Source organism: Stenotrophomonas sp. T8, from assembly GCF_051853085.1.
GTDB lineage: Bacteria > Pseudomonadota > Gammaproteobacteria > Xanthomonadales > Xanthomonadaceae > Stenotrophomonas > Stenotrophomonas sepilia.
The window spans coordinates 2,190,144-2,212,643 of record NZ_CP195329.1 but is presented as its reverse complement, the minus strand read 5'-3'; the positions used below and the strand labels follow the sequence as shown (position 1 = coordinate 2,212,643).

The following is a 22,500-nucleotide window of genomic DNA, read 5'->3' as shown; positions in this document are numbered from 1 at the left end:
ATCGTCTTTATCGCTTTACTGGTCCAGAATTCAGGTTCAACACCGGATCACCCCGGAAGGACAGGCGCAGGCGTGGGCAAGACCGACGATTCGACATCGCTGAAGAGCACCCCCTTGATCGAGGCCGAGCGCCAGGTCGAGAGCTTCCGGCAAGTGCGCGAGGCGCACCGGATGGAGCTGGTGGAGGACTATGTCGAGCTGATCTCGGACCTGCTGGCCGACGGCGGCGAGGCCCGCCAGGTCGACATCGCGACGCGTCTGGGCGTGGCCCAGCCTACGGTGGCGAAGATGCTGCGGCGCCTGGCCCGTGATGGTTGGGTGGTGCAGCGGCCGTACCGTGGCGTGTTCCTGACCCCGGAAGGTGAGGCGCTGGCCCATGCCAGCCGCCAACGCCACCAGACCGTGGAGCGTTTCCTGCTGGCGCTGGGGGTGGACGCAGATACCGCGCGGCGCGATGCGGAGGGCATCGAGCACCATGTCAGCGAACAGACACTGGCTCTGTTCGAGGCATTCGTGCGCAGGGCCGAGGGCGGCTGAGCCACGTTTCCTGTAGAGCCGAGCCATGCTCGGCTGCTGTTCGCGCGATGACAGGGAGCATCCACGCATGGCGTGGATCTACAATCCAGGCGGGCAGCGCGCCTGCTGCTGCGCGCACGCGAGTCTCGTCCATTCCTTCAACACCGGCTGCAGGCCTTCATAGCGCCGGCCCTGCCATCCGTTGGCCAGCACCTTCCCATCCGCATCGATCAGCACCAGGTTCGGTGGTGCCAATCCGGCCAATGCCTGCAGTGCCGGCATGCGCGCGGCGCGGCGCGGGTCCAGCACCGGCCACGGCATGTCCTGCGCGTGCATGTAGCGGCGAAGCGCGCTCTCGCTCTCATCCTGGCTGACGTACACCACTTCGGTATCGGCGCCGGCTTGGCGCAGGGCATCACGCACGCTGCGCAGCGTGGGTACGAAGGCATGGCACGGTGCACACCAGTCGGCGCCGAAGTACAGCGCCACCAGTTTCGGCGGCGACGACCACTGCATCGGCCGTAGCGATCGCTGCTCCGGCCGCATCAGCGAGGCCGAAACCTGCGCGTGCAGGTCCGCAGCCATCGCCGGTGCGGCCAGCAGCACGGCACAGGCCAGCACCAACGCTCGCAGAGCTTCAGAACGCATAGCGCAGGTTGACGTACCACGAACGTGCAAAGCGCGGCCCGTAGACATAGTCGCTGTCACGCAGCGCGCCCACTTCCAGATCTTTCTGGCGCTGATCGAACACGTTCTTGACGCCCGCGGCCACCGACACTTCCTGCTGCGCCTGCGTGCCCAGATGGCGGTGCCAGCGCGCTCCGAGGTCGGTGACCAGGAATGACCGCGTGCGGTGCAGCTCGCCCAGCCGGTTGTTCAGCACCGACATCGGCCCGGTATGGCGCAGCGCGACGAAGGTTTCCCACGGTTCGGCAGGCATCCAGCTGAGCTGCGCCAGGCCGGTCCAGCGTGGTGTCTTCAGGTAGTCGCGGCTTTCGATGATGGTATCGCCACCGTCGCCAGTGTCGTCGAAGATGCGCTGCGGTTCGCGGAAGCGCGAGCGGTACCACGAGGCACCGGCGGTCAGGCGCCATTGCGGCGACGGCTGCCAGCCGAGGTTGGTTTCCGCACCCAGCACGTTCGAGCCGGAGGCGTTGTAGCGCAGCTGGCTCAGCTGGCCGTCATCGCCGCGCTGGATCTCGCCCAGCGCGAAGGTGTCGCGGATGCGTGCATGGGAGGCGGTGGCATCCCAGCTCCACACCGGATTGGCCGGGTCCGAACGCCAGTCGAAGCCGAACAGGGTGGTCAACGCGCGTTCCTCTTTCAGGCCATCGGTGTTGCGCACGCGCACCTGCTCGCCACCGAGGGTATCGACATGTACGTCCTCGACGAAAATCTCCGGTGCACGGAAACCGGTGGCGACGCCCGCCCGCCATTTCAGGTTCGGAGTGGCCTGCCAGGCCAGCGCGATGCGCGGCGAGAACACCGCGCTGTCCAGCTCCGAGCTCTTGTCCACGCGTGCGCCCAGTACCAGGTCGACGTTGTCGCGCAGGCTCCACTCGTCCTGGATGAAGGCGCCCAGGTTGTGGAAGGTCGCATCCTCCAGCACCGCGAGACGCTGCCCGTCACCGGTGCGGTTGTCGTCGCGCAGCGCCTCGTGCTTGTACTGCACACCGAAGGCCAGCGCATGCGCGCCGCGGCGCCAGTTCAACTGGCTGTCGATGTAGTGCAGCGGGTTGTGGGTGCGGCCGTACTGGCGCCACGAACGCGAGGCCGCGCTGCCGGCCACGTTGCGGTCCAGCTGCAACGGGTCATAGCCGGGCGCCGAGGGATCGGTGACCACGTCGCCCAGGCCACCATAAAAGCTGTCGCGGTCGATGTCGGCGAAGGCATAGGCCAGGCGGAAATCGACGTCGGCAGTGATCTCCTGGTCCCACGACACGCTGCCGCGGCGGTATTTCGTATCCAGCGATTCGGCGATGTTGGCCAGGTACTCTGGCTGGTCCAGGCGGTTGCCGCCGCGGCGGGTTTCATCGGTCACCTGCAGGTCCAGGCGCAGCCGCGTGCCCGGCGTGGGCGCGTACCAGGCCTGCAGCCCGCCGACCTTGAGGTTCTTGCGGGTGATCTCGGTGTAGCCGTCACCGTTGTAGTCGATGCCGCTGTTCCAGTTGCGCTGGGCAATCACCGACAGGCCGGCGTCTGCGTCCTTGGCGACCAGGTCCAGTCGAACGTCGGCGTTCTTCTGCGGCGTACCCTTCAGCACATCCACGCCGGCCTGCACGTGGCCACCGCTGCGCGCCGGCAGCGGCGGAATCAGGTTGATCACACCGGCAACTGCGCCCGGTCCGTACAGCGCCGAGCCGCCGCCCTTGACCACTTCGATGCGGTCGACGAACCCGGCCGGGATCTGCTCCAGACCGTACACGCTGCCCAGCGTGGACAGCAGCGGAATGCCATCGAACAGGAGCTGGTTGTAGGCGCCGGGCAGGCCCAGCAGCTGTACTTCGCTGGTGTTGCAGTTCTGGCAGTTGCTCTCCACGCGCAGGCCGTTGATCAACTCGGCGGCGCGCGAGAAGTCGGTGGCCGCGCGCAGCGCAATGTCTTCCTTGCGCAGCACTTCGGTGCGGATCGGCACGTCCGACAACAGGCGTTCGCTGCGCGTGGCGGTGCTGACCTTGACCTGCACACGGTCCAGTTCGGTCGGTTTCGGAGTGTCGGCCAGTGCAGGCAGCGGCAGGGTCAGTGCAATGGCGGCGGCCAGCGGCAACCGTCGGAAGCGGTGGGGGATAGAGCGCATGAGGGCGTCGTCCTTGTGGGAAGAAAGGCGGCGAGGGCGACCTGGCTGACGCATATGAAAGCAATGACTTATGAATATAGCAAGTGCTATATAACGAAGCCGCAGCAATTTCGGGTGGAGCGCCGGTCGAGTCAGATCATGAAGGTGTTATAACATTACAACTGACAGCGACCACCCTGCCGCTGGTCATAGGCGGAGGATGGAATAGTCGTGGGGGCAGTGGGGACGGGGTCAGAGCCCTTTCCTTTGGAAAGGGATCTGCCCCGGGAGCGGATCGTCAGCCGCGGCGGAATGCGGCGGGCGTGCGGGCGCCGACGATGATCATGCGGATCATCGTGGAGATCTGTTCGACCAGCTCCGGATCCTTCTCCGGAGGCAGGTCCATGGCGGTGGCACCCATCGCGAACACCAGCCGGGTGATGGCCTTGGCCACCAGTTCGGGGGCATGCAGTACGGCGCCATCCAGTGCGGCCAGGCGCACCAGGTCGTGCTGCAGCTCTTCCTCGAAATAATGCAGCTCGCGTTCGACTGCGTGCTTGAAGTCGTCCGAGCCGACCGCGCCTTCGCGCAACAGCACGTGCAGCAGCTTGTCGTCGGCGCGCAGCTGTTCCATGAAGGTCTCCACCGAGACCCGCACCACGCTGGTGGCGGTGGAGGTGGCACGCTGGCGCGCCTCGCCGATGATGGTGCGCAGCGAGCGGCCGGCCGCGTCGATCAGCGCTACGGCCAGTTCGTCCATGTCGCGGAACTGCCGGTAGAAGCTGTTCGGCGCGATGCCGGCCTCACGTGCCACTTCGCGCAGGCTGAGCGTGGACAGGCTGCGGTGCGGCCCGATCAGTTTCAGGGCGGCGGCCAGCAGATCCTCGCGGCTCACCGTACGGCGGGCCGGGCTGTTGGCATCTTCAGGCGTCGACAAGACGGTGGCGGCGGCCATGGCGGTTCCGGTGGGGCGAGGCTGAATCATACCCAATCCGGTTCAATATACACATGTATACACAGATGTATGTGCGCCCGTATAGTGCGCGTATGAGCGCTGTCGTCCGTCCATCCCTGTTCTCTCCGTACCGCTGGGTCTCGCCGTCGCTGTTCGATTTCTGGGCGGGCCAGCTCAATCCCCTGTGGACCCTGCGTGAGCCGGTGGCCCGCCTGGTCCGGCGCGAGCCGGCCGGCGAGGGCGCGGCGACCCTGGTCCTGCGCACCAACCGGCACTGGGCCGGCATGCGCGCGGGCCAGCACGTCACCCTGGGCGTGGAGATTGAAGGACGCCTGTGGCAGCGCAGCTACAGCCCCACTGCGCTGGGACCGCGCGAACTGGCGATCACCGTCAAGGCGGTCGAGGGCGGCCGGGTCAGCCAGCATCTGGTCAACCATGCGCAGCCGGGCGAGCTGTTCCGCCTGGAGGCTGCGTTCGGAGAATTCCAGCTGCCGGCCGCGGCTCCGGTATTGCTGCTGGCGGCCGGTAGTGGCATCACGCCGATGCGCAGCCTGCTGCGCGAAGCCTGCCAGCGCCCGCTGGCCGCGCCGGTGGACCTGTTCTACTGGGAGCGCAGTGCCGCCCAGCTGCAGTTCCGCGATGAGCTGCAGGCACTGGCCGCGCGCCAGCCGAACCTGCGTGTGCACCTGCTGACCACCCGCGAAGGTGATGTGCCTGCCGCACGCATCGATACCCACGATCTGCAGGTGGCCGGCGATGACACCCCGTTGGCGCAGCGCCACGTACTGGCCTGTGGCCCGGATGGATTCGTTGCCGCTGCGCGCGAACGCCTGGCGCACCAGGTTGCGGGTTTCCAGGCGGAAGCATTCACTCCGCCGGCGCCGTTGCGTGACGCCAGCAGCAAAGGCGAAGTGTCGCTGACCCTTGCCCGCAGTGGCCGCCAGCTGAGCGTGCCGCGCGGCCGCTCGTTGCTGGAAAGCCTCGAAGCCCATGGCATCAAGCCCAAGCATGGCTGCCGCATGGGCATCTGCAACACCTGCAGCTGTGACCGCGTCAGTGGCGCCACCCGCCACCTGCGCACCGGCGACCTGCAGTCCGAATCGGCACAGCCGGTACGGATCTGCGTGAGCGCACCGACCACCGACCTGACCCTGGATCTCTGAGGACGCCTGCCATGACCCGCGCCACCGACCGTGCCCTGAGTACTGCCGAGATGCATGCCTTCGGTGAGGAACTCGACGCGATCCGCGACCGTGTGATCGGCAGCCTCGGCGCCTCCGATACCCGCTACATCCGCCGCGTGGCCGCCGCCGTGCGCTGGTTCGGCGTGGGTGGCCGTGGCCTGCTGTTCCTGGCGGCATTTTCGCCGCTGTTCTGGATGCCGCTGCTGTGGCCGGCCGCGATCACCGGCACGCTGCTGCTGGCGCTGTCGAAGATCCTGGAGAACATGGAGCTGGGCCACAACGTGATGCACGGCCAGTTCGACTGGACCGGTGATCCCAAGCTCAATGGCAACACCTACGAGTGGGACATCGTTGCCACCGCCGACAACTGGCGCAAGACCCACAATTTCCGCCACCACACCTACACCAACGTGCGAGGCATGGACGATGACATCGGCTATGGCCTGCTGCGGATCTTCCCGGAACAGCGCTGGAAGCCGTTCTACCTGCTGCAGCCGATCATCGCGCCGATCTTCGCACTGCTGTTCCAGTGGGGCGTGGCTGCGCAGGACCTGCGCCTTGGCCGCTGGCTGAAGGGCCGCATCAGCGGCCGTGCGATGTGGATGCAGACCCGCCCGGTGGCGCGGAAAATGGCCCGCCAGGTGCTGAAGGACTACGTGTTCTTCCCGCTGCTGGCGGGTCCGTTCTTCCTCACCGTGATGCTGGGCAACCTGGTTGCCAACGGCCTGCGCAACATCTGGACCTACGTGATCATCTTCTGCGGGCACTTCACCGCCGAATCGGAAACCTTCCCCAAGGAGTGCCTGCGCAATGAGTCGCGCGGCCACTGGTACCTGCGCCAGCTGCGCGGTTCGTCCAACATCAGCGGCGGCTTCCTGATCAACGTGCTGTCGGGCAACCTCAGCCACCAGATCGAGCACCATTTCTACCCGGATCTGCCGGCCAACCGCTATGCGGCCATCGCCAAGGAAGTGAAGGACATCTGCCGCCGCTACGGCCAGCACTACAACAACGGCTCGCTGCCGCGCCAGTTCGGCCAGGTGGTCTGGCGCATCCTGCGCCACGCATTCCCGAGCAAGCCGCGCCGCCTGCCGATGCCGGACATCATGTCCGCACCGGCATCGGCCAACGCGGGCTGATCGACTCAGCCCGCCTTCGCCAGGGCGGCCTGCTCGCGGTCCAGGCGTCGCAGGAACACCTGCATTTCCTTGCGCGCCTGCTGGTCGCCCTTGCTGCCGGCCACGCTCAAGCCGCGCTGCCATGCCTCACGGGCCGCCTGTGGCTGGCCACTGGCCAGCCAGGCTTTGCCCAGCAGCTTCCAGGCTGCCGAGTAATGCGGATCAAGCACCACGCAGCGGCCCAGGTGGGTTGCCGCGCGTACCGGGTTGCCGGCATCCAGCCAGCCCTTGCCCAGGCCGAAGCGCAGCAGCGCGCCGTCCTTGCCTGCGGCAAGCATGCATTCCAGAGCTTCGATGTTCATCCGCGCACCTCCACCAGCAGTTCGGCCGGGCCGGGCTGGAAGCGGCCGCGATGGAACAGCAGCGGCGCGCCGCCATTCTCCTGCACTTCGATGATGCGGCCGGCCAGCAGCAGGTGATCGCCTACCGGCCACTGCGCGTGGCGGGTACAGGTGAGATGGGCGACCGCACCGGTGATGCGGGGTGGGGCGTCCTCGTCGTCATCCAGCAATGCCAGGCCGTCGAAGCGGTTGCGGACCTGCGGATCGGCGAAGCGCCGGGCCAGTGCTTCCTGGTCGGCCGCCAGCACGCTGAGCGCAAAGCGTGTGGCACGCTGGAAGGTGGACAGGCTCTGAGCGTGCAACGCCAGGTTCCACAGCACCAAAGGGGGCTGCAGTGAGACCGGTACGAACGAGTTGATGGTCAGGCCGACCGGCTTGCCCTGTGCATCGCGCGCGCAGACGATGACCACGCCGGTCGGGAAATGGCCGAGCAGCCGCCGCAGGGCACGCGGCGGCATCTCGACCGATGGCACCGGGGCCGGGGCGGGGAACACCCCCGCCCACGGCCCGGCGTAGGGCAGTGTCTCGCCGCTCATGAGGCCCGGGCCTGGCGGGAGCGCCGGCCGACCTCGGCCCAGTTGATGATGTTGAAGAACGCGCCAATGTAGTCCGGGCGACGGTTCTGGTAGTGCAGGTAGTAGGCGTGTTCCCAGACATCCAGTGCCAGGATCGGGGTGTTGCCGGACAGGCCGACGGCTGCACCCATCAGCGGGCTGTCCTGGTTGGCGCTGCTTTCCACCTGCAGGCGGCCATCGCGATCGCTGGTCAGCCAGGCCCAGCCACTGCCGAAGCGGGTCTGCGCGGCCTTGCTGAAGGCATCCTTGAACGCATCGAAGCCGCCAAGGTCACGGTCGATGGCGGCGGCCAGTTCATCATCGGGTGCACCACCGCTGGGGCTGAGCACGGTCCAGAACAGGCTGTGGTTGGCGTGGCCACCGCCGTTGTTGCGCACCGCGCCACGCTGCGCCTCGGGCACGGCATCGAGGTTGGCGATCAGCGCCTCGACCGGTTGCTCGGCGATGCCGGCCTGCTCGATGGCGGCATTGAGGTTGTTGACGTAGGTCTGGTGGTGCTTGCTGTGGTGGATCTCCATCGTGCGCGCATCGAAGTGCGGCTCGAGGGCGTCGTAGGCGTAGGGGAGCGGGGGAAGCGAGTACGACATCGAAGCAATCTCCGTGGGGAAGGCCAGAGGGGCTGGCCGTGGGGAGATCGTTATCGCACCTCAACATTGGTTGAGGTCAAGGGAAGAAGCGATGGACATCGAGGCATGGTAGTGCCGGCCGCTGGCCGGCAACCCGACCCGCCCTGATTGCCGGCCAGCGGCCGGCACTACCTTTCACTACCTCAACTCAACCAATCCTTGCACGCGCCATCCACCTGATCCCCGCACGCCTGCTGCATCCGCTGCTGCAGCCGCGCCAGTGTCTCGGCACCCTGGTGCTTCCCGCTCCACGTCTTCAACCGCCCGGCCAGGCGTTCGAAGCGCTGGCGGGTGCGCTGGTGGTAGCCCGACGGCTGCGCCTCCAGTTCGGCGATCAGCGAGGCGGTGGCCTGCTCGATGCGCGGCGCGTCGTTCGGCGCCAGCTTCAGCAACCCTTCCACGTACAGCACGCCCCATTGCACGCGGGTGGCCGGGCCCTGCGCACCGTCGTAGGCACGCTTCAACCACTCCAGCGCACCGGCAGTGTCGCCGCGCTGCTCGGCCAGTTCGGCCAGCTCGGGCATGTAGTAGTAGGGCTGCTCGCTGCGCTTCAGCTCCGCCAGCAACAACGCCTCGGCACCGGCGTCGTCACCGACCTGGCGCAGTGCGTAGACCGCGCTGCTGATCGTGGCCTGGCGTGCATGCGCATCAGTGGCGGTGGCGTCGGCCGCGGCCACGCGCTGCTTGACCCGATCAACCAGCGGCGCGGGCAGTGCGCCCTTCGGCTGCTGCTGGCGGGCCAGCGATACTTCCGTCAGTGCGCGCGACAATGCGTCGTCGGCGCGGTCGCCGCGCTCGGCATCTGCGCGCTCCAGCGCGACCAGCAGCTGCTGCCCCAGCGTGTTGCGGGTGGCTGGGCCGGCGCTGGCCTGCTGGACCAACTGTGCGCCTGCATAGCCCAGCAACTCACGGTTGCGGCGGACTTCGGCCGGCTGCGCCAGCACGGCCTGCAGCAGCTCGCGTACTTCGGTAGGCGAGCTGGCGGGCGTGTCGGCGGTGGCCAGGGCCAGCAGGGCGAAGCGGCGTTGCAGCGCCGCGTCGGGTGCGGCCTTGGACAGCTGGCGCAGTACATCCTGGCCCCTGCGCCCGCCAGCCAGACGGTTGGCGTCGACTTCCCAGCCGTAGTCGCCCAGTACCTGCCAGTCTTCGGCGGCCAATTTTTCCGGCGTGGCCAGTGCCGTCGCCAGGGTGGCGGCGATGGCGCTGCGGCGCCCGGCCGCGACGGTCAATGCCCGGGTCAGTTCGGCGGCGTCGTTGCCACCGGCCACGCGGGTAAGTTCATTGCGCTGTGGGTCCAGCACGATCAGGGTCGGGTAGCCGCGCACCCCGAAGCGTTCGCCCCAGGCCTGCGCACCTTCCTCGTCGCCATCCAGGTAGACCGGCACGAACTTGCCGGTCAAGGCGATGAAGGCCGGGTCCTTGAACAGGCCGGCCTTGAGCTGGTTGCACGGCGGGCACCAGACCGCGCCCCAGTACAGCAGCACCGGCTTGCCGCTGTCGGCGGCTTCGGCGAAGGCATCATCGACGTCACCCTGGCGCCACGCGATTCCCTTGGCCGGCGCAGGTGCCTCGGCGGAGTTGGCGGTGGAAACCGGGGCCGGGGTGCAGGCGCTCAGCGCCGAAGCCAGCAGCAACATGGAAAGCGCGACGCGCATCGGCAGCATCTCGAAGGGCAAGGTGACAGGGCATTGTAGGAACGCGCAGGGAACCCGCTGATTCAGTTTGCTTATGACGGGCATGCGGCGAGGCATGACGCCCCCCGGGCATTGCCGGGGGCCGTGCCTTCAGGCGGCCGCCCGCACCATCTGCTGGTAGACCAGTCCGTTGAACTCGCCGGCCTCACCGTCAACCACGAAGCCATAGCGCAGATAGGTGGGCACAGCATTGAGCGATGCGCGTACGGTCAGGACCGGCTCGCGTACCTGCGGCAGCACCGCCTCGAACAGTGCATGGCCGATGCCCTGTCCCTGGCAGGCGGGATCGACGAACAGCATCGCCAGGTGGCGGCCTTCCTTCAACTCGACCACGCCGACGATACGGCCGTCCTGCTCGGCCACCAGGAGATGGTTGTCGCCGTCCAGGCGTTCACCGAACGCATCGGCGGCGGCGACATTGCCGAACGTGGCGATGCCGGCTGCGCTGAGCGAGGGCGCCACCGCCGCAGTGAACGCGGCCAGGCACACCGCGCTGATCGCGGGCAGGTCATCGACGCGGGCAGGGCGGATCGTCGGCATGCAGTGTTCTTCCCGTGGCGGGCTGCGCGTCATCGCTGCCCCGTGCCTGCACGCTAAGCTGCAGGCATGAGTGATTTCAATCCCGCGTACGCTGCGTTGTTTCCAGGGCAGGGCTTGAGCCTGGGCCTGATGACGCCGGTGGCGTCGCAGGGACTGGCCGATCCGCATGAGGCGCGGCGCATCGCGCGGTTGGCCGACGATCTCGGCTTTGCCGCGTTGTGGGCGCGCGATGTGCCGCTGATGGTGCCGCAGGGGCCGGACGCGACAGCAAGTGCGCTGGACGATCCGTTCCTGTGGCTGGGCATGCTGGCCGCTGCGACCGAGCGCATCGTGGTCGGCAGCGCGGCCATCGTGCTGCCATTGCGGCAGCCGCTGCAGGTGGCGAAGTCGGCGTTGAGCCTGGACCGGATCAGCGGCGGGCGGTTCGTGCTGGGGCTGGGTTCGGGTGATCGCCCGGAAGAATTCGCTGCGTTCGGCGAGGATCTGGAGGGCAGGGCGGCGACCTTCCGTGAGCGCTGGACGTTGCTGCGCGCGGCGCTGTCACCGGAGACCGATGAGCGGACCGCCGTACTGCAGGCGACCGGTGGCTTCGACGTACTTCCGGCGCCGGCAACCCGCGTTCCGATGCTGGTGGTGGGTACCGCACGGCAGAGCCTGCAGTGGATCGCGCGCGAGGCCGAAGGCTGGGTCACCTATCATCGTGAGGAGGCCGCGCAGGAGGGGCGCATCGGCCTGTGGCAGCAGGCGCTGGCGCAGCGCGGCGGACCAGGCAAGCCATTCGTGCAGTCGATGCTGCTGGACCTGCAGGCCGATCCGCAGGCGCCAGCCGATTCGCTGCCGCTGGGCCTGAAGGTCGGCCGCGATGGCCTGCGTGACTATCTGCTGCGCGTGCATGGGCAGGGCGTGGCGCACGTGATGTTCAATCTGGTCGACAACGGGCGGCCGATGGACGCGGTGCTGCGTGAGATCGGGGAGCAGGTTCTGCCGCATATGCTCGGGTAGGTGTACACCTTGGTGGACACGCTCTCACCGCTGCGCCCGCTGAACTGCTGAGTGTTTCCTTCAGTGGCCGAGGCAGAAGCAGTCGAGCACTGCTCGACTCTACATGCAGCAGGCATCTGCGTATCATTCGCATTTGATACCCCGCTGCCGGAGCCCCGTGTGACCCAACGTTCCCCCATGCACCCGACCGGACGCCTGTTCGCCGCGGTCGCCTTCATCGAGGCCGTGACCTGGGCCGGCCTGCTCATCGGCATGTGGATGAAATACGGCCCGATGGCCAACGTGGCGCTGGTGAAGCTGTTCGGGCCGCTGCACGGCGTGGCCTTCCTGGTCTATGTGGCGGTGACGCTGTTTGCGGCGGTGCGCCTGCGCTGGCCGTGGTGGGCCAGTGCCCTGGCCCTGCTGGCAGCGATCCCGCCGCTGGTGACGCTGCCGTTGGAGTGGTGGTTCAAGCGCCGTGGCCTGCTCGGCTTGCGTGCAATGCGCTGAACCCACTGTTGCGGGCCCATTCAAGAGAATGGGTATCAAATGCAAATACGAGCCGTTATCATTTAAGGGTGGCATCTGGCCCTTAGCAGGGTCGGTGCCGGGTGGGGCGCGCAGGCGCGTCCGGCCAATCCTTCCCTGTTACGGCTGGTGTTTCATGCACGCACGTCCCGTCGTTCCCGGCTTGCCGGCGCTGGTGTTGGCTGCCCTGATCGGCACCATGGCGATGATGTCCTTCGTCGCCGTGATCGGCCCGGTGGTCCGCATGCTCGGTTTGTCCGAGTGGCATGCCGGGCTGTCAGTCACCGCCGCAGGCGTGTTGTGGATGCTGGCCGCGCGCCCCTGGGGCAAGCTCAGCGACCGCATCGGCCGCAAGCGTGTGCTGATGCTGGCGATGAGTGCCTACACCGTGGTCTACATCGCGCTGGCGGTGTTCATCGACGTGGCCCTGCAGGCAGTGCCGCCGGTGCTGGTGTCAGTGCTGGTGCTGGTTGCTGCGCGCGGCCTGATCGGCCTTTTCTACGCAGCGGTGCCTCCTACCGCAGCTGCGCTGATCGCCGACAAGGCGCCGACTGGGCAACGTGCGAAGTTCCTCGCCCGCCTGGGCAGCGCCAACGCACTGGGCATGGTGCTGGGCCCGGCTGCCGCGGGTTGGCTGGCCTATACGAACCTGTCGCTGGCGCTGTATGTAGCCGCACTGTTGCCACTGCTGGCGTTGGCGCTGCTGGCCTGGCGACTGCCGGCCACACCGCCTGTGATGGGCGTTTCCGCCCAGCGCCGCGCGCCGATGAGGTGCCTCGACCCGCGCCTGCGCCTGCCGCAGCTGGCGGCGTTCACCGCCATGGTCTCGGTGACCATCGCGCAGGTGACGGTGGGCTTTTTCGCGATTGATCGGCTGGGACTGGATGCGGCGGCCGGTGCGCGCATGGCCGGCATCGCGCTGACGGCGGTCGGCGTTGGCCTGATCCTGGCGCAGGCGCTGGTGATGAAGCTGGAGGTTCATCCGCGGCGCTGGATCGTCCTCGGCGCCGTGATCTCAGGCATCGGCTTTGCTTCGGTGGCGGGCGTGCAGCAGGCCTGGCAACTGCCTGCGGCCTACGCACTGGCTGCATTCGGCATGGGCTTCGTATTCCCTTCGTTCCAGGCGTTGGCCGCCGACGCGGTGGAGGCGCACGAGCAGGGCGCCGCCGCCGGTACTGTCGCTGCCGCGCAGGGACTGGGCATGGTGGCCGGGCCGATGCTCGGCACGCTGGTGTATCGCGGCGGGCCCAGCCTGCCATACCTCCTGGTCGGCGCGTTGCTGCTGTTGCTGTGCGCGCTGGCTGCAGCGCATCGGATGAAGGAGACCCCATGAACGATTCCCTGATGCAGGGCGCGTGGCCGGAGGCCGCGCCCGCGCCGCAGGAGAGCAGCGACGACGCGTCGCTGTTCCTCCTGCGGCACGCTGGCCAGCACGTGCACGCACGCGGTTGCCGCGCCACGCTGCCGGCCGGTGCGCTGGCGACGTTGGCAGAGCGCGTTGCGTCCTTCTTCGAGCAGCAGCGCGGTGGGCCGGGCCTGCTGGTCGGCGCAGTCCCTTTCGAACCCCGTGCGGACGACGCGTTGTACCAGCCCGAGCGCCTGCTGCCGGCCCTGCCGTTGCAGCCACAGGCCGCGCCAGCGCTGGAGGGTGCCCTGCAGGCCGAGCCTTCGGCGCAGGCGTACGCGGCGTCGGTGGCTGCGGCGGTGCAGGCATTGCGCGCGCCCGAACTGGACCTCCAGAAGGTGGTGCTGGCGCGCAGCCTGCTGGCACGCACGCGGCAGTCACTTTCCCCGGAGGTTCTGCTGGCCCGCCTGGGCGCGGATCCTTCGGTGGCGACCTACGCGGTGCCGTTACCGGTGGCGCCGGGTCAGGCGCCAGCCTGGCTGGTGGGGGCAACCCCGGAATTGCTGCTGCGCAAGCGCGGCGCCGAGCTGTTGTCGCACCCGCTGGCGGGCTCCGCGCGGCGCAGCACCAATGCTGCCGAGGACGAGCAGGCCGCGCAGGCGCTGCTGGCCTCGACCAAGGACCACGACGAGCACCGCCATGTGGTCGAGGCCATCGTCGACGGCCTGGCGCCGTACTGCAGCCACATCGATGCACAGCCGCGGCCGGCGCTGCATGCCACCGCCAGCATGTGGCATCTGGGTACCCGCATCCATGCCACCCTGAAGGATCCGCAGACATCGGCGGCCGAGCTGCTGGCGCAGCTGCATCCCACGCCGGCCGTCTGCGGTACGCCGCGGTTGGCGGCGCTGCAGCGCATACGCGAACTGGAACCGGTACCGCGCGGCTTCTATGCCGGCGCCGTGGGCTGGTTGGACGCGCAGGGTGACGGCGACTGGTATGTGGCAATCCGCTGCGCACGCCTGCAGGGAATGCAGCTGCGCCTGTTCGCCGGCGCCGGCATCGTTGCCGACTCGCAGCCCGAGGCCGAGGTGGCCGAGACCGCTGCGAAGTTCGCTGCCCTGCTGAATGCGTTGGGTGTCCATGAATCCGCGCCTGCGATCGAGCCTGCCGCATGACTACCTCCACTGACGCTTCCCGCCTGGCACTGCAGCAGGTGTGGCCGGATGACCTGATCGCGCGCTATCGCGAGGCCGGTCATTGGCGTGGCGAGACCTTTCCGGCGTTCCTGCGCGAACGTGCAGAACGCTATGCCGATGACATCGCGGTGGTCGCCGGCGACGTGCGCCTGAGCTATGCGCAGCTGTGGCACGTGGCCGGGCGGATCGGTGCAGGCCTGCTGGCGCTGGGCCTGCAGCCTGGCGAACGGGTGCTGGTGCAGCTGGGCAACACCGCAGGCTTCATCACCACGGTCTGCGGCCTGTTCCGGGCCGGCCTGGTGCCGGTGTACGCGCTGCCGGCGCACCGCATCACCGAGCTGGCGCACTTCGCCAACAAGGCCGAAGCCAGTGCCTACATCACCACGGCACTGCACGATGGCTTCGATCATCGCGGGCTGGCGCGGGCACTACAGGCCGAGGCCCCGGCAGTGCGCCATGTGGTGATCGACGGCGATGCGGCGGAGTTCATCGCGCTGGAGGCGCTGCAGGGTGACCGCAGCCAGCTGCCGCCCGATCCGGACCCGCAGTCGGTGGCGTTCCTGCAGATTTCCGGTGGGAGCACCGGGCTGTCCAAGCTGATTCCACGCACGCATGACGACTACATCTATTCGTTCCGTGCCAGCAATGAAATCTGCGGCATCGACCGCGACAGCGTCTACCTGGTCGCGCTGCCGGCCGCGCACAATTTCCCGATGAGCTCGCCCGGCTTCTTCGGCGCGTTGTATGCCGGTGCCCGCGTGGTGCTCAGCCCCGGCCCCGGGCCGGACGCCGCATTCCCGCTGATCGCACGGGAGCGGGTGACCTGCTGCGGCCTGGTGCCGCCGCTGGCGCTGCTGTGGGCGCAGGCCGCCGCCACCAGCAAGTATGACCTGTCGAGCCTGCAGGTGCTGCAGGTGGGCGGTGCCAAACTGGTGCCGGAAGCCGCACGGCGAGTGATCGACGGCCTTGGCTGCACGCTGCAGCAGGTGTTTGGCATGGCCGAAGGCCTGGTCAACTACACGCGGCTGGATGATCCGGAGGACCTGATCGTGGCTTGCCAGGGTCGGCCGATCAGTCCGGACGACGAAGTGCGCGTGGTCGATGACCATGACCAGCCGGTGGCCGAAGGCGAGGTGGGGCATCTGCTCACCCGTGGCCCGTACACCATCCGTGGCTACCACAACGATGCGGTGGCCAATGCGCGCTCGTTCACCGATGACGGCTTCTACCGTACCGGTGACCGCGTGCAGCAGCTGCCCGGGGGCTACCTGGTGGTACAGGGGCGTGCGGGTGACCACATCAACCGGGCGGGCGAGAAAATCTCTGCTGAAGAGATAGAGGACCACCTGCTGGCACATCCGGGCGTGTTCGATGCGGCCGTGGTCTCGATTCCCGACGAGTACCTGGGCGAGCGCAGCTGCGCCTTTGTGATCCCGCAGGGCGAACCGTTCAAGGCGCCGGCACTGAAGGCCTGGATGCGCGGGCGCGGCCTGGCGGCGTTCAAGGTGCCCGACCAGATCGTGTTCGTCGACAGTTTCAATACCACGGCGGTCGGCAAGATCAGCCGCCGCGAATTGCGCGCGCAGCTGCGTGCGCGTCATCTGCAACAGACAGGAGGAACGCGCTGATGGCGCTGCCCCGTATCACCGACTATCCCTTGCCGACCGCCGCCGAACTACCGCAGGCGCGTGGCCCGTGGCGCCCGCAGCGCGATCGTGTGGCTTTGCTGGTGCACGACATGCAACGCTACTTCCTGGCGGCATTCGACGCCGGCAGCACGCCCTTGCGGCCGGCGGTGGACAACATCGTGCGCCTGCTGGCGCACTGCCGCGCGCAGGGCATTCCGGTGTTCTACACCGCCCAGCACGGTGACCAGGACCGTCGCGACCGCGGCCTTCAGGCCGACCTGTGGGGACCGGGCATGCGTCGCAGCGCCGATCATGAGCCGATCATCGAGGCGCTGGCGCCGCAGCCGGGCGAGCATGTGCTGGTCAAGCATCGCTATAGCGCCTTCCAGCGCAGCAACCTGGAGACGCTGATGCGGGTACGTGGGCGTGATCAGCTGCTGGTGACCGGCGTGTACGCCCATATCGGCTGTACCGCGACCGTCGTCGAGGCCTTCCAGCGTGACATCGAGGCCTTCATCGCCGCCGATGCGGTGGCGGACTTCTCGCGTGCCGATCACGATCAGGCGCTGCACTGGATCGCGCGCACCTGTGGTGTGCCGATGACCACCGATCAGCTGCTGGAGGTGCTGTGATGGCTGCCATGGGTGAGGCGCTGGATCTGGAGCGGATGCGCGCCGACGTGGCGCGCGTGCTGGAGTGCACGCCGGCCGAGATCGGGGACGACGACAACCTGATCGACCTGGATCTGGATTCAATGCGCATGCTCGGCCTGGTCCTGGCGTGGGGCAACACTGGCCTGCCGCTGGAGTTCTCGCAGTTGGCCGAGCACACCACGCTGCGCCGGTGGTGGGGTGTGGTGCAGCAACTGCAGGCCGCGCAGAACGCATGAACGCCGCAGCGCTGGCCACGCCGGTGGCGTTGACCGAGGCCCAGGCGGGGCTGTGGTTCGCACAGCGGCTGGCACCGGACAATCCGTCATTCAATACCGCGCACGCGGTATGGATCGACGGCCCGCTGGACGTGGCCGCGTTCGTCGCAGCCGCAGACCAGGCTGCGCGCGAGGCCGAGGCTTTCGCATTGCGCTTTGCCGAAGGTGCCGATGGCCAGCCACTACAGTGGCATGACCCGGCACACGTGCCGTTGCTTTCGGTGCGCGATGTTTCTACCGAGGCGGATCCCGCCGCTGCGGCACGCAACCTGATGCACGCCGACCGGCTGAGCCCGGTCGATCCCGCCCGCGACCGGATCAGCCAGCAGGTACTGTTCGATCTGGGTGGCCTGCGCTGGGTCTGGTACCTGCGCGTGCATCATCTGGCGGCCGATGGCTACGGCATGGCGCTGTTCACTGATCGGGTGTGCGCGTTGTATGCCGGTCGTACCGGTGAGTCACTGCCGGGGCTGGCGGGCGTGCTGGCCGATGATGCCGCGTTTCGTGCCGATCCGCGCCGCGTGCAGGCCGGGCAGTGGTGGCGCGAGCACATGCAGGGCGCACCGGCAGGTGCAGGCCTGGCCGGCACGCTCGCGGCCAGTGACGACGCGCTGCGCTGGGTGCAGCCGCTCGATGCGGCATTCCGTGAGCTGTTGCTGCAGGCTTCGGTGCGTTGGCTGCAGCCCTGGCCGGATGTGCTGGTCGCGCTGGCGGCCGAGTACCTGCGGCGGATGAGTGGCGCCGATGAAGTGGTGCTGGGCGTGCCCTACATGGGGCGGTTGGGCAACGCGTCGGCGCGGGTGCCGGCGATGGTGATGAATGTGTTGCCGCTGCGCGTGGCGGCCGGCGAGGGCAGCGTCGAGGCCTTTGCCCGGGGCCTGGGTCGCCAGCTAAGTCAAGGCCGCAGGCACGGCCGCTACCGGGGCGAGCAGCTGCGCCGGGACCTGGGCCTGGTCGGCACGCAGCAGCGCCTGCATGGTCCATTGGTGAACGTGCAGCCGTTCTACAGGCCGCTGGCGCTGACCGACGTGCAGGCGACGCTGGAGGTGCTGTGCACCGGGCCGGTGGATGACCTGGCGCTGGGTTTCCGTGGCGATGGCCAGCACCTGCTGGATCTGGAGATCGAGGCCAATCCCGTGCTGTACAGTCGCGAGGATGTCGAGGCGCACGCGGTGAGGCTGCTGCATTTCGTGTCGGCGGCGCTGCAGGCTGACGATATCGAAACCGTACCCTTGGCGACGCCCATGGAGGCGCAACAGGTGCTGCAGGGTTTCAACGCCACCGCGCACGCGCTTCCTGAGACCACCTTGGTTGAATTGCTGCAGCAGGGCATGGATCGGGACCCGCACACGCCTGCGCTGGTGTTCGGCGATGCGACGCTGGATTACGCGACGCTGGAAGCGCGCAGCTTCGCGCTGGCGGCACAGCTGCGGGCAATGGATGTCGGCCCGGGCAGCGTGGTGGCGGTGGCATTGCCGCGCTCGCTGGAGCTGGTGATCGCGCTGGTCGCGGTGCTGCGCGCAGGCGCGGCCTATCTTCCGTTGGACCTTGCCCATCCCGACGAGCGGCTGGCGCGCATCTTCGCCTCGGCGCAGCCGGTGTGCGTTCTGGCTGCGGCGGAGATTTCGGCGCGCACGGCCGGCGTACCGGTGCTCGCGCCGGAGCAGTGGGCCGCGCTGAGCTTCGCTGCGCCCTGGGCCGATCCGGCGCCCAGCGATGCGGCCTATGTGATCTACACCTCCGGTTCGACCGGCGAGCCGAAGGGCGTGGTCATCGAACACCGCGCCATCGTCAACCGCCTGCTGTGGATGCGCGAGCACTACGGCATCCGCGCCGATGACCGCGTGCTGCAGAAGACCCCGGCCACCTTCGATGTGTCGGTCTGGGAGTTCTTCCTGCCGTTGCTGTGCGGGGCAACGCTGGTGATTGCCGGGCCCGATGCGCATCGCGACCCCACTGAACTGGCCCGCTTGATCCGTGGCCATGGCATCACCACGGCGCATTTCGTGCCGTCGATGCTCGATGCCTTCCTCGCTGCACCGGCCTCCGAAGGCCTGCAGCTGCGACGGGTATTCACCAGTGGCGAGGCGCTGGACGCCGCGTTGCGCGACCGCTTCCACGCGTGCATGCACGCCGAGCTGCACAACCTGTATGGCCCGACCGAAGCCGCGGTGGACGTCAGCTACTGGCCGGCGTCGGCGCAGGATCGATCGCGGCCGGTGCCGATCGGCTTCCCGGTCTGGAATACCCGACTTTACGTGCTGGACGCGCGGATGCAGCCGGTGCCGGTCGGTGTGGCCGGTGACCTTTATCTGGGCGGTGTGCAGCTGGCGCGCGGCTATCTCGGTCGCGAGGACCTGACTGCCGAACGCTTCCTTGCCGATCCTTTCCTGGCGGGCGAGCGCATCTACCGCACCGGCGACATAGCGCGCTGGCGCAGCGATGGCGCGGTGGAGTACCTGGGCCGCAGCGACCATCAGGTGAAACTGCGCGGCCTGCGCATCGAGTTGGGCGAGATCGAGGCGGCTTTGCGCGAACTGCCGGGCATGGAGCGGGTGGAAGTGCTGCTGCGCCAGGATGCGCCCGGCGACGCGCGTCTGGTGGCGTATGTGCCGACTGCGCTTGCCGATGCCGTGATGCTGCGCAGCCATTTGGCCACGCGTGTGCCGGACTACATGGTGCCCTCGGCGTTTGTCGGCGTGGACCACTGGCCGGTGACCGCCAACGGCAAGCTCGACCGCAACGCGTTGCCGAAACCATCACAACATGAGGTCGCCGGATTGGCGCCGCGCACGCCGTTGGAACAGGAGCTGGCGTCGCTGTTTGCCCAGGCACTCGGGCGAGAAGCGCCGGTGGCGGTGGATGCGGATTTCTTCAGTCTCGGCGGTGACTCGCTGTCGGCGGTGCACCTGCTGCTGGCGATCGAACAGCGCTGGCGCTGCGATCTCGGTCTGGGGGCGTTGTTTGCCCAGCCCACCGTGGCCGCGCTGGCGGTTCGCATTGCCGAGCCACCCGCGCTGGCCGATCACGCACTGGGGCCGGTGATCGCGCTGGCCGCGACCGACGCTGCCGGGCCTACGCCGCTGTTCGTGCTGCACCCGGCCGGCGGCATCGCCTGGAACTACCGCACCCTGGCCCGGGCACTGCAGCCGGCACGCCCGGTATATGGCCTGCAGTCGCCGGCACTGGACGCGCGGCAGCCGCTGCCGAGCAGCATCGAGGCGATGGCCAGCGACTACGTACAGCGCGTAGTTGCATTGCAGCCAAAGGGGCCGGTACACCTGCTGGGCTGGTCGGTGGGTGGCATCCTCGCGCAGGCAATGGCGGTGCGACTGCATGAGATCGGGCGCGAGGTCGGCGAACTGGTACTGCTGGACGCCTATCCCAGCGAGTGCTGGCGGGCCGAGCCGGAACCCGATGCCATCGCCGCATTGCGGGCACTGCTGGCGATTGCCGGGCATGACCCGGATGCGCATCCGGACCTGGACAGCCGGGAGCGCATTCTCGCGTTCCTGCGTCGTGGTGGCAGTGCGCTGGGTAGCCTGCCGGATGTCGTGCTGGATGGCGTGGTGCGCGCCGTGACCGGCACCAATCGACTGATCCGTGAGCATATCCACCGGTCGTTCGATGGCACGCTGGTGCATGTGCGTGCGGGCCGGGATCACCAGGCGCGGCCACAGTTGCAGTCGGCGTTGTGGCGGGCACACGCGCGTAGGGTGCAGTCGTTGGAACTGCCGTTCCTGCATGCAGAACTGACCGGCCGCGATGCGGTGGCGCAGCTGGCGCCGTGGTTGTCGGCGCGGTTGCGCCAATGGGACGAGCAACAGGAGATCGCAACATGCAGTTGACCGGCTTTGAAGGCCGCGTGGCGCTGGTCACCGGCGCTGCCGGCGGCATCGGCGAGGCACTGGTACGGTTACTGGCCGAGGCCGGTTGCACCGTGGTGGCGACCGATCGCGAGGCGCCTGTTACGGCAGATGTGCGTGTGCATACCTTCGCACTCGACGTGACCGACAGTGCCGCCGTGGACGGCTTGGTGGATCAGGTCGAGTCCAGCATCGGGCCGATCATGCTGGGCGCCAGCGTGGCCGGTGTGCTGCATGTGGGCGGCGTGACCGAGACCGGCGATGACGACTGGCGCCGGGTGTTCGCGGTGAACACCGACGGGGTGTTCCATGTCGGGCGTGCCCTGGCGCGGGTGATGTCGCCGCGCGGGCAGGGCGCGATGGTTACCGTCAGCTCGAATGCGGCCGGTGTGCCGAGGCATGGCATGTCCGCCTATGCGGCATCCAAGGCCGCCGCCACGATGTTCACCCGCTGCCTCGGGCTGGAGCTGGCGCCGTTGGGCATCCGCTGCAACATCGTCGCCCCGGGCTCGACGCTGACCCCGATGCAGACCGGCATGTGGCAGGACGAGCACGGCGCCGAACGGGTGATCGCCGGCAACCTGGAGACCTACAAGGCTGGCATTCCGCTGCGCAAGCTGGCCACCCCCGAGGACATCGCGCACGCGGCGATGTTCCTGCTCTCCGAACAGGCCGGGCATGTGGCCATGAGCGACCTGTACGTCGACGGCGGCGCCACCCTGCGCGCCTGAGCCCCGACCGCCGCTGCCCGGCAACGGTAGTGCCGGCCGCTGGCCGGTAGTCCATAGCCCCCGGTAGTGCCGGCCGCTGGCCGGTAATCCATAGCTCCCGGTAGTGCCGGCCGCTGGCCGGCAACCTCATTCAGCTTCAGACATCTCCCAGCCCCCATCGAGGCTTGGCCCGACAGCCAGCGCCCAATGATCGACCCACCATGGCGCATGAGCAGCCATCGCCTCCGCCTGGGCCGTCGCTCGATCATTGGCCAGGCCTATATTCTGACCACCACCACGCATCAGCGCCGCAGGCTCTTTGAAAGCGACGCTTCGGCAGCATGTGTAATCGATCAGTTCGATTACATCGAACAGCGCGGGCTCGTACGGTCACACGCATGGGTTGTCATGCCGGATCACGTCCACTGGATGTTCGAGCTGCGTGCAGCTGACCTTCCCGACATCGCGCGCCGGATGAAATCGTCGAGCGCGCTTGCCCTGAATCGCCTGGCGGGCCGTCGAAGCACGCTGTGGCAGCCCGGGTACTTCGATCATGCAGTGAGGACCGAAGAGTCGCTGGCGCGGCAGGCGTTGTACATCCTGGGGAATCCGGTACGCGCCGGTCTCGCTGGACAGATTGGCGAGTATCCCTATGCGTGGTCGGCCTGGATGTGATGCCGGTCAGCGGCCGGCACTACCACAGCAGAACCGACGCGCAGCGTAGATCGCGTTCCGGCGCACAGAGCACCCTCGGTGGTAGTGCCGGCCGCTGGCCGGCAACCACATGACCCGCGCAGAGATGCGTAGCTGCCGGCCAGCGGCCGGCACCATCATTCAATGTTCAGCGCGACCATTCGCTGTTCAGCGCCGCCTGCGCGCGCTTCGGCCGTGGTCGGCCTGGATGTGATGCCGGCCAGCGGCCGGCACTAC

At 68.1% G+C, this 22,500-nt stretch carries 21 protein-coding genes; 13 read left to right on the top strand and 8 right to left on the bottom strand.

The genetic code is table 11. The annotated features are described in order from the left end of the window. The first annotated feature begins 72 nt into the window (after window positions 1–72). Window positions 73–537, top strand: a complete 465-nt coding sequence (gene mntR, locus ACSDHM_RS10395; RefSeq protein WP_005416934.1) for a manganese-binding transcriptional regulator MntR — start codon at window positions 73–75, stop codon at window positions 535–537. 78 nt (window positions 538–615) lie between these two features. Here the strand turns inward: mntR and ACSDHM_RS10390 are convergent, their stop codons facing one another. From ACSDHM_RS10390 to fabR, 3 genes are all read right to left on the bottom strand, one after another. Next, window positions 616–1,164 (bottom strand): thioredoxin-like domain-containing protein, encoded by a 549-nt coding sequence (locus ACSDHM_RS10390; RefSeq protein ID WP_151355061.1) that lies wholly within the window; start codon window positions 1,162–1,164, stop codon window positions 616–618. Next, complete coding sequence (locus tag ACSDHM_RS10385) at window positions 1,154–3,313, bottom strand: TonB-dependent receptor plug domain-containing protein (protein ID WP_072167523.1); 2,160 nt, start codon at window positions 3,311–3,313, stop codon at window positions 1,154–1,156. Before ACSDHM_RS10385 ends, ACSDHM_RS10390 begins: the two co-directional genes overlap by 11 nt. A 277-nt stretch (window positions 3,314–3,590) precedes the next feature. After that, on the bottom strand, window positions 3,591–4,247 hold the full coding sequence (gene fabR, locus ACSDHM_RS10380) for an HTH-type transcriptional repressor FabR (RefSeq protein WP_005416927.1): 657 nt from the start codon (window positions 4,245–4,247) through the stop codon (window positions 3,591–3,593). A 92-nt stretch (window positions 4,248–4,339) separates the two neighbouring features. Here fabR and ACSDHM_RS10375 point away from each other — a divergent pair, with 92 nt between their 5' ends. Both ACSDHM_RS10375 and ACSDHM_RS10370 read left to right on the top strand, forming a co-directional pair. Next, window positions 4,340–5,410 (top strand): ferredoxin reductase, encoded by a 1,071-nt coding sequence (locus tag ACSDHM_RS10375; protein WP_439426962.1) that lies wholly within the window; start codon window positions 4,340–4,342, stop codon window positions 5,408–5,410. Between the two features lie 11 nt (window positions 5,411–5,421). Beyond that, the gene (locus tag ACSDHM_RS10370; protein ID WP_072167525.1) at window positions 5,422–6,570 is read left to right on the top strand and encodes a fatty acid desaturase family protein; all 1,149 of its coding nucleotides are present in this window, start codon (window positions 5,422–5,424) and stop codon (window positions 6,568–6,570) included. 5 nt (window positions 6,571–6,575) lie between these two features. Here ACSDHM_RS10370 and ACSDHM_RS10365 read toward each other — a convergent pair whose 3' ends face one another. From ACSDHM_RS10365 to ACSDHM_RS10345, 5 genes are all read right to left on the bottom strand, one after another. Next, window positions 6,576–6,911 (bottom strand): tetratricopeptide repeat protein, encoded by a 336-nt coding sequence (locus ACSDHM_RS10365; protein WP_072167526.1) that lies wholly within the window; start codon window positions 6,909–6,911, stop codon window positions 6,576–6,578. Next, window positions 6,908–7,486, bottom strand: coding sequence for a flavin reductase family protein (locus ACSDHM_RS10360; RefSeq protein ID WP_439426961.1), 579 nt, complete (start codon window positions 7,484–7,486; stop codon window positions 6,908–6,910). Before ACSDHM_RS10360 ends, ACSDHM_RS10365 begins: the two co-directional genes overlap by 4 nt. Further along, window positions 7,483–8,112 carry a superoxide dismutase gene (locus ACSDHM_RS10355; RefSeq protein WP_439426960.1) on the bottom strand — a complete coding sequence of 210 codons (630 nt, stop codon included), beginning with the start codon at window positions 8,110–8,112 and terminating at the stop codon, window positions 7,483–7,485. The genes ACSDHM_RS10360 and ACSDHM_RS10355 overlap by 4 nt, the downstream gene beginning before the upstream one ends. 182 nt (window positions 8,113–8,294) lie before the next feature. Next, the gene (locus tag ACSDHM_RS10350; protein WP_188241089.1) at window positions 8,295–9,815 is read right to left on the bottom strand and encodes a thioredoxin family protein; all 1,521 of its coding nucleotides are present in this window, start codon (window positions 9,813–9,815) and stop codon (window positions 8,295–8,297) included. Window positions 9,816–9,935: 120 nt separating this feature from the next. After that, a complete protein-coding gene (locus ACSDHM_RS10345; RefSeq protein ID WP_188240903.1) occupies window positions 9,936–10,385 on the bottom strand; it encodes a GNAT family N-acetyltransferase in 450 nt (149 codons plus the stop codon). 66 nt (window positions 10,386–10,451) lie between these two features. Here ACSDHM_RS10345 and ACSDHM_RS10340 point away from each other — a divergent pair, with 66 nt between their 5' ends. The 10 genes from ACSDHM_RS10340 to ACSDHM_RS10295 all read left to right on the top strand — a co-directional run bounded on the left by ACSDHM_RS10340 (window position 10,452) and on the right by ACSDHM_RS10295 (window position 22,245). Continuing rightward, a complete protein-coding gene (locus tag ACSDHM_RS10340) occupies window positions 10,452–11,387 on the top strand; it encodes a TIGR03571 family LLM class oxidoreductase (protein ID WP_439426959.1) in 936 nt (311 codons plus the stop codon). Between the two features lie 177 nt (window positions 11,388–11,564). Beyond that, window positions 11,565–11,876, top strand: a complete 312-nt coding sequence (locus ACSDHM_RS10335) for a DUF3817 domain-containing protein (RefSeq protein WP_032129991.1) — start codon at window positions 11,565–11,567, stop codon at window positions 11,874–11,876. A gap of 154 nt (window positions 11,877–12,030) precedes the next feature. Then, window positions 12,031–13,227 (top strand): MFS transporter, encoded by a 1,197-nt coding sequence (locus ACSDHM_RS10330; protein WP_072167531.1) that lies wholly within the window; start codon window positions 12,031–12,033, stop codon window positions 13,225–13,227. Continuing rightward, complete coding sequence (locus tag ACSDHM_RS10325) at window positions 13,224–14,417, top strand: isochorismate synthase (protein ID WP_072167532.1); 1,194 nt, start codon at window positions 13,224–13,226, stop codon at window positions 14,415–14,417. The genes ACSDHM_RS10330 and ACSDHM_RS10325 overlap by 4 nt, the downstream gene beginning before the upstream one ends. Next, window positions 14,414–16,066, top strand: a complete 1,653-nt coding sequence (locus tag ACSDHM_RS10320; protein ID WP_439426958.1) for a (2,3-dihydroxybenzoyl)adenylate synthase — start codon at window positions 14,414–14,416, stop codon at window positions 16,064–16,066. Before ACSDHM_RS10325 ends, ACSDHM_RS10320 begins: the two co-directional genes overlap by 4 nt. After that, window positions 16,066–16,698, top strand: coding sequence for an isochorismatase family protein (locus tag ACSDHM_RS10315; RefSeq protein WP_049465418.1), 633 nt, complete (start codon window positions 16,066–16,068; stop codon window positions 16,696–16,698). The genes ACSDHM_RS10320 and ACSDHM_RS10315 overlap by 1 nt, the downstream gene beginning before the upstream one ends. After that, the gene (locus tag ACSDHM_RS10310; RefSeq protein WP_072167534.1) at window positions 16,698–16,955 is read left to right on the top strand and encodes a phosphopantetheine-binding protein; all 258 of its coding nucleotides are present in this window, start codon (window positions 16,698–16,700) and stop codon (window positions 16,953–16,955) included. The genes ACSDHM_RS10315 and ACSDHM_RS10310 overlap by 1 nt, the downstream gene beginning before the upstream one ends. Continuing rightward, window positions 16,952–20,842, top strand: coding sequence for an enterobactin synthase subunit F (locus ACSDHM_RS10305; RefSeq protein WP_439426957.1), 3,891 nt, complete (start codon window positions 16,952–16,954; stop codon window positions 20,840–20,842). Before ACSDHM_RS10310 ends, ACSDHM_RS10305 begins: the two co-directional genes overlap by 4 nt. After that, complete coding sequence (locus ACSDHM_RS10300) at window positions 20,833–21,591, top strand: 2,3-dihydro-2,3-dihydroxybenzoate dehydrogenase (RefSeq protein ID WP_439426956.1); 759 nt, start codon at window positions 20,833–20,835, stop codon at window positions 21,589–21,591. The genes ACSDHM_RS10305 and ACSDHM_RS10300 overlap by 10 nt, the downstream gene beginning before the upstream one ends. A 207-nt stretch (window positions 21,592–21,798) precedes the next feature. Continuing rightward, window positions 21,799–22,245, top strand: coding sequence for an REP-associated tyrosine transposase (locus tag ACSDHM_RS10295; RefSeq protein WP_439426955.1), 447 nt, complete (start codon window positions 21,799–21,801; stop codon window positions 22,243–22,245). Window positions 22,246–22,500 lie beyond the last annotated feature (255 nt).

Bases quoted from the DNA above. Each gene is read 5' to 3' on its own strand.
- ACSDHM_RS10305 (WP_439426957.1), top strand. From the start codon at position 16,952: ATGAACGCCGCAGCGCTGGCCACGCCGGTGGCGTTGACCGAGGCCCAG.
- ACSDHM_RS10370 (WP_072167525.1), top strand. From the start codon at position 5,422: ATGACCCGCGCCACCGACCGTGCCCTGAGTACTGCCGAGATGCATGCC.
- ACSDHM_RS10350 (WP_188241089.1), bottom strand. From the start codon at position 9,815: ATGCTGCCGATGCGCGTCGCGCTTTCCATGTTGCTGCTGGCTTCGGCG.
- ACSDHM_RS10300 (WP_439426956.1), top strand. From the start codon at position 20,833: ATGCAGTTGACCGGCTTTGAAGGCCGCGTGGCGCTGGTCACCGGCGCT.
- ACSDHM_RS10340 (WP_439426959.1), top strand. From the start codon at position 10,452: ATGAGTGATTTCAATCCCGCGTACGCTGCGTTGTTTCCAGGGCAGGGC.
- ACSDHM_RS10335 (WP_032129991.1), top strand. From the start codon at position 11,565: ATGCACCCGACCGGACGCCTGTTCGCCGCGGTCGCCTTCATCGAGGCC.
- ACSDHM_RS10330 (WP_072167531.1), top strand. From the start codon at position 12,031: ATGCACGCACGTCCCGTCGTTCCCGGCTTGCCGGCGCTGGTGTTGGCT.
- ACSDHM_RS10320 (WP_439426958.1), top strand. From the start codon at position 14,414: ATGACTACCTCCACTGACGCTTCCCGCCTGGCACTGCAGCAGGTGTGG.
- ACSDHM_RS10390 (WP_151355061.1), bottom strand. From the start codon at position 1,164: ATGCGTTCTGAAGCTCTGCGAGCGTTGGTGCTGGCCTGTGCCGTGCTG.
- ACSDHM_RS10345 (WP_188240903.1), bottom strand. From the start codon at position 10,385: ATGCCGACGATCCGCCCTGCCCGCGTCGATGACCTGCCCGCGATCAGC.
- ACSDHM_RS10325 (WP_072167532.1), top strand. From the start codon at position 13,224: ATGAACGATTCCCTGATGCAGGGCGCGTGGCCGGAGGCCGCGCCCGCG.
- ACSDHM_RS10375 (WP_439426962.1), top strand. From the start codon at position 4,340: ATGAGCGCTGTCGTCCGTCCATCCCTGTTCTCTCCGTACCGCTGGGTC.
- ACSDHM_RS10385 (WP_072167523.1), bottom strand. From the start codon at position 3,313: ATGCGCTCTATCCCCCACCGCTTCCGACGGTTGCCGCTGGCCGCCGCC.
- ACSDHM_RS10365 (WP_072167526.1), bottom strand. From the start codon at position 6,911: ATGAACATCGAAGCTCTGGAATGCATGCTTGCCGCAGGCAAGGACGGC.
- ACSDHM_RS10295 (WP_439426955.1), top strand. From the start codon at position 21,799: ATGAGCAGCCATCGCCTCCGCCTGGGCCGTCGCTCGATCATTGGCCAG.
- fabR (WP_005416927.1), bottom strand. From the start codon at position 4,247: ATGGCCGCCGCCACCGTCTTGTCGACGCCTGAAGATGCCAACAGCCCG.
- ACSDHM_RS10315 (WP_049465418.1), top strand. From the start codon at position 16,066: ATGGCGCTGCCCCGTATCACCGACTATCCCTTGCCGACCGCCGCCGAA.
- ACSDHM_RS10310 (WP_072167534.1), top strand. From the start codon at position 16,698: ATGGCTGCCATGGGTGAGGCGCTGGATCTGGAGCGGATGCGCGCCGAC.
- ACSDHM_RS10360 (WP_439426961.1), bottom strand. From the start codon at position 7,486: ATGAGCGGCGAGACACTGCCCTACGCCGGGCCGTGGGCGGGGGTGTTC.
- ACSDHM_RS10355 (WP_439426960.1), bottom strand. From the start codon at position 8,112: ATGTCGTACTCGCTTCCCCCGCTCCCCTACGCCTACGACGCCCTCGAG.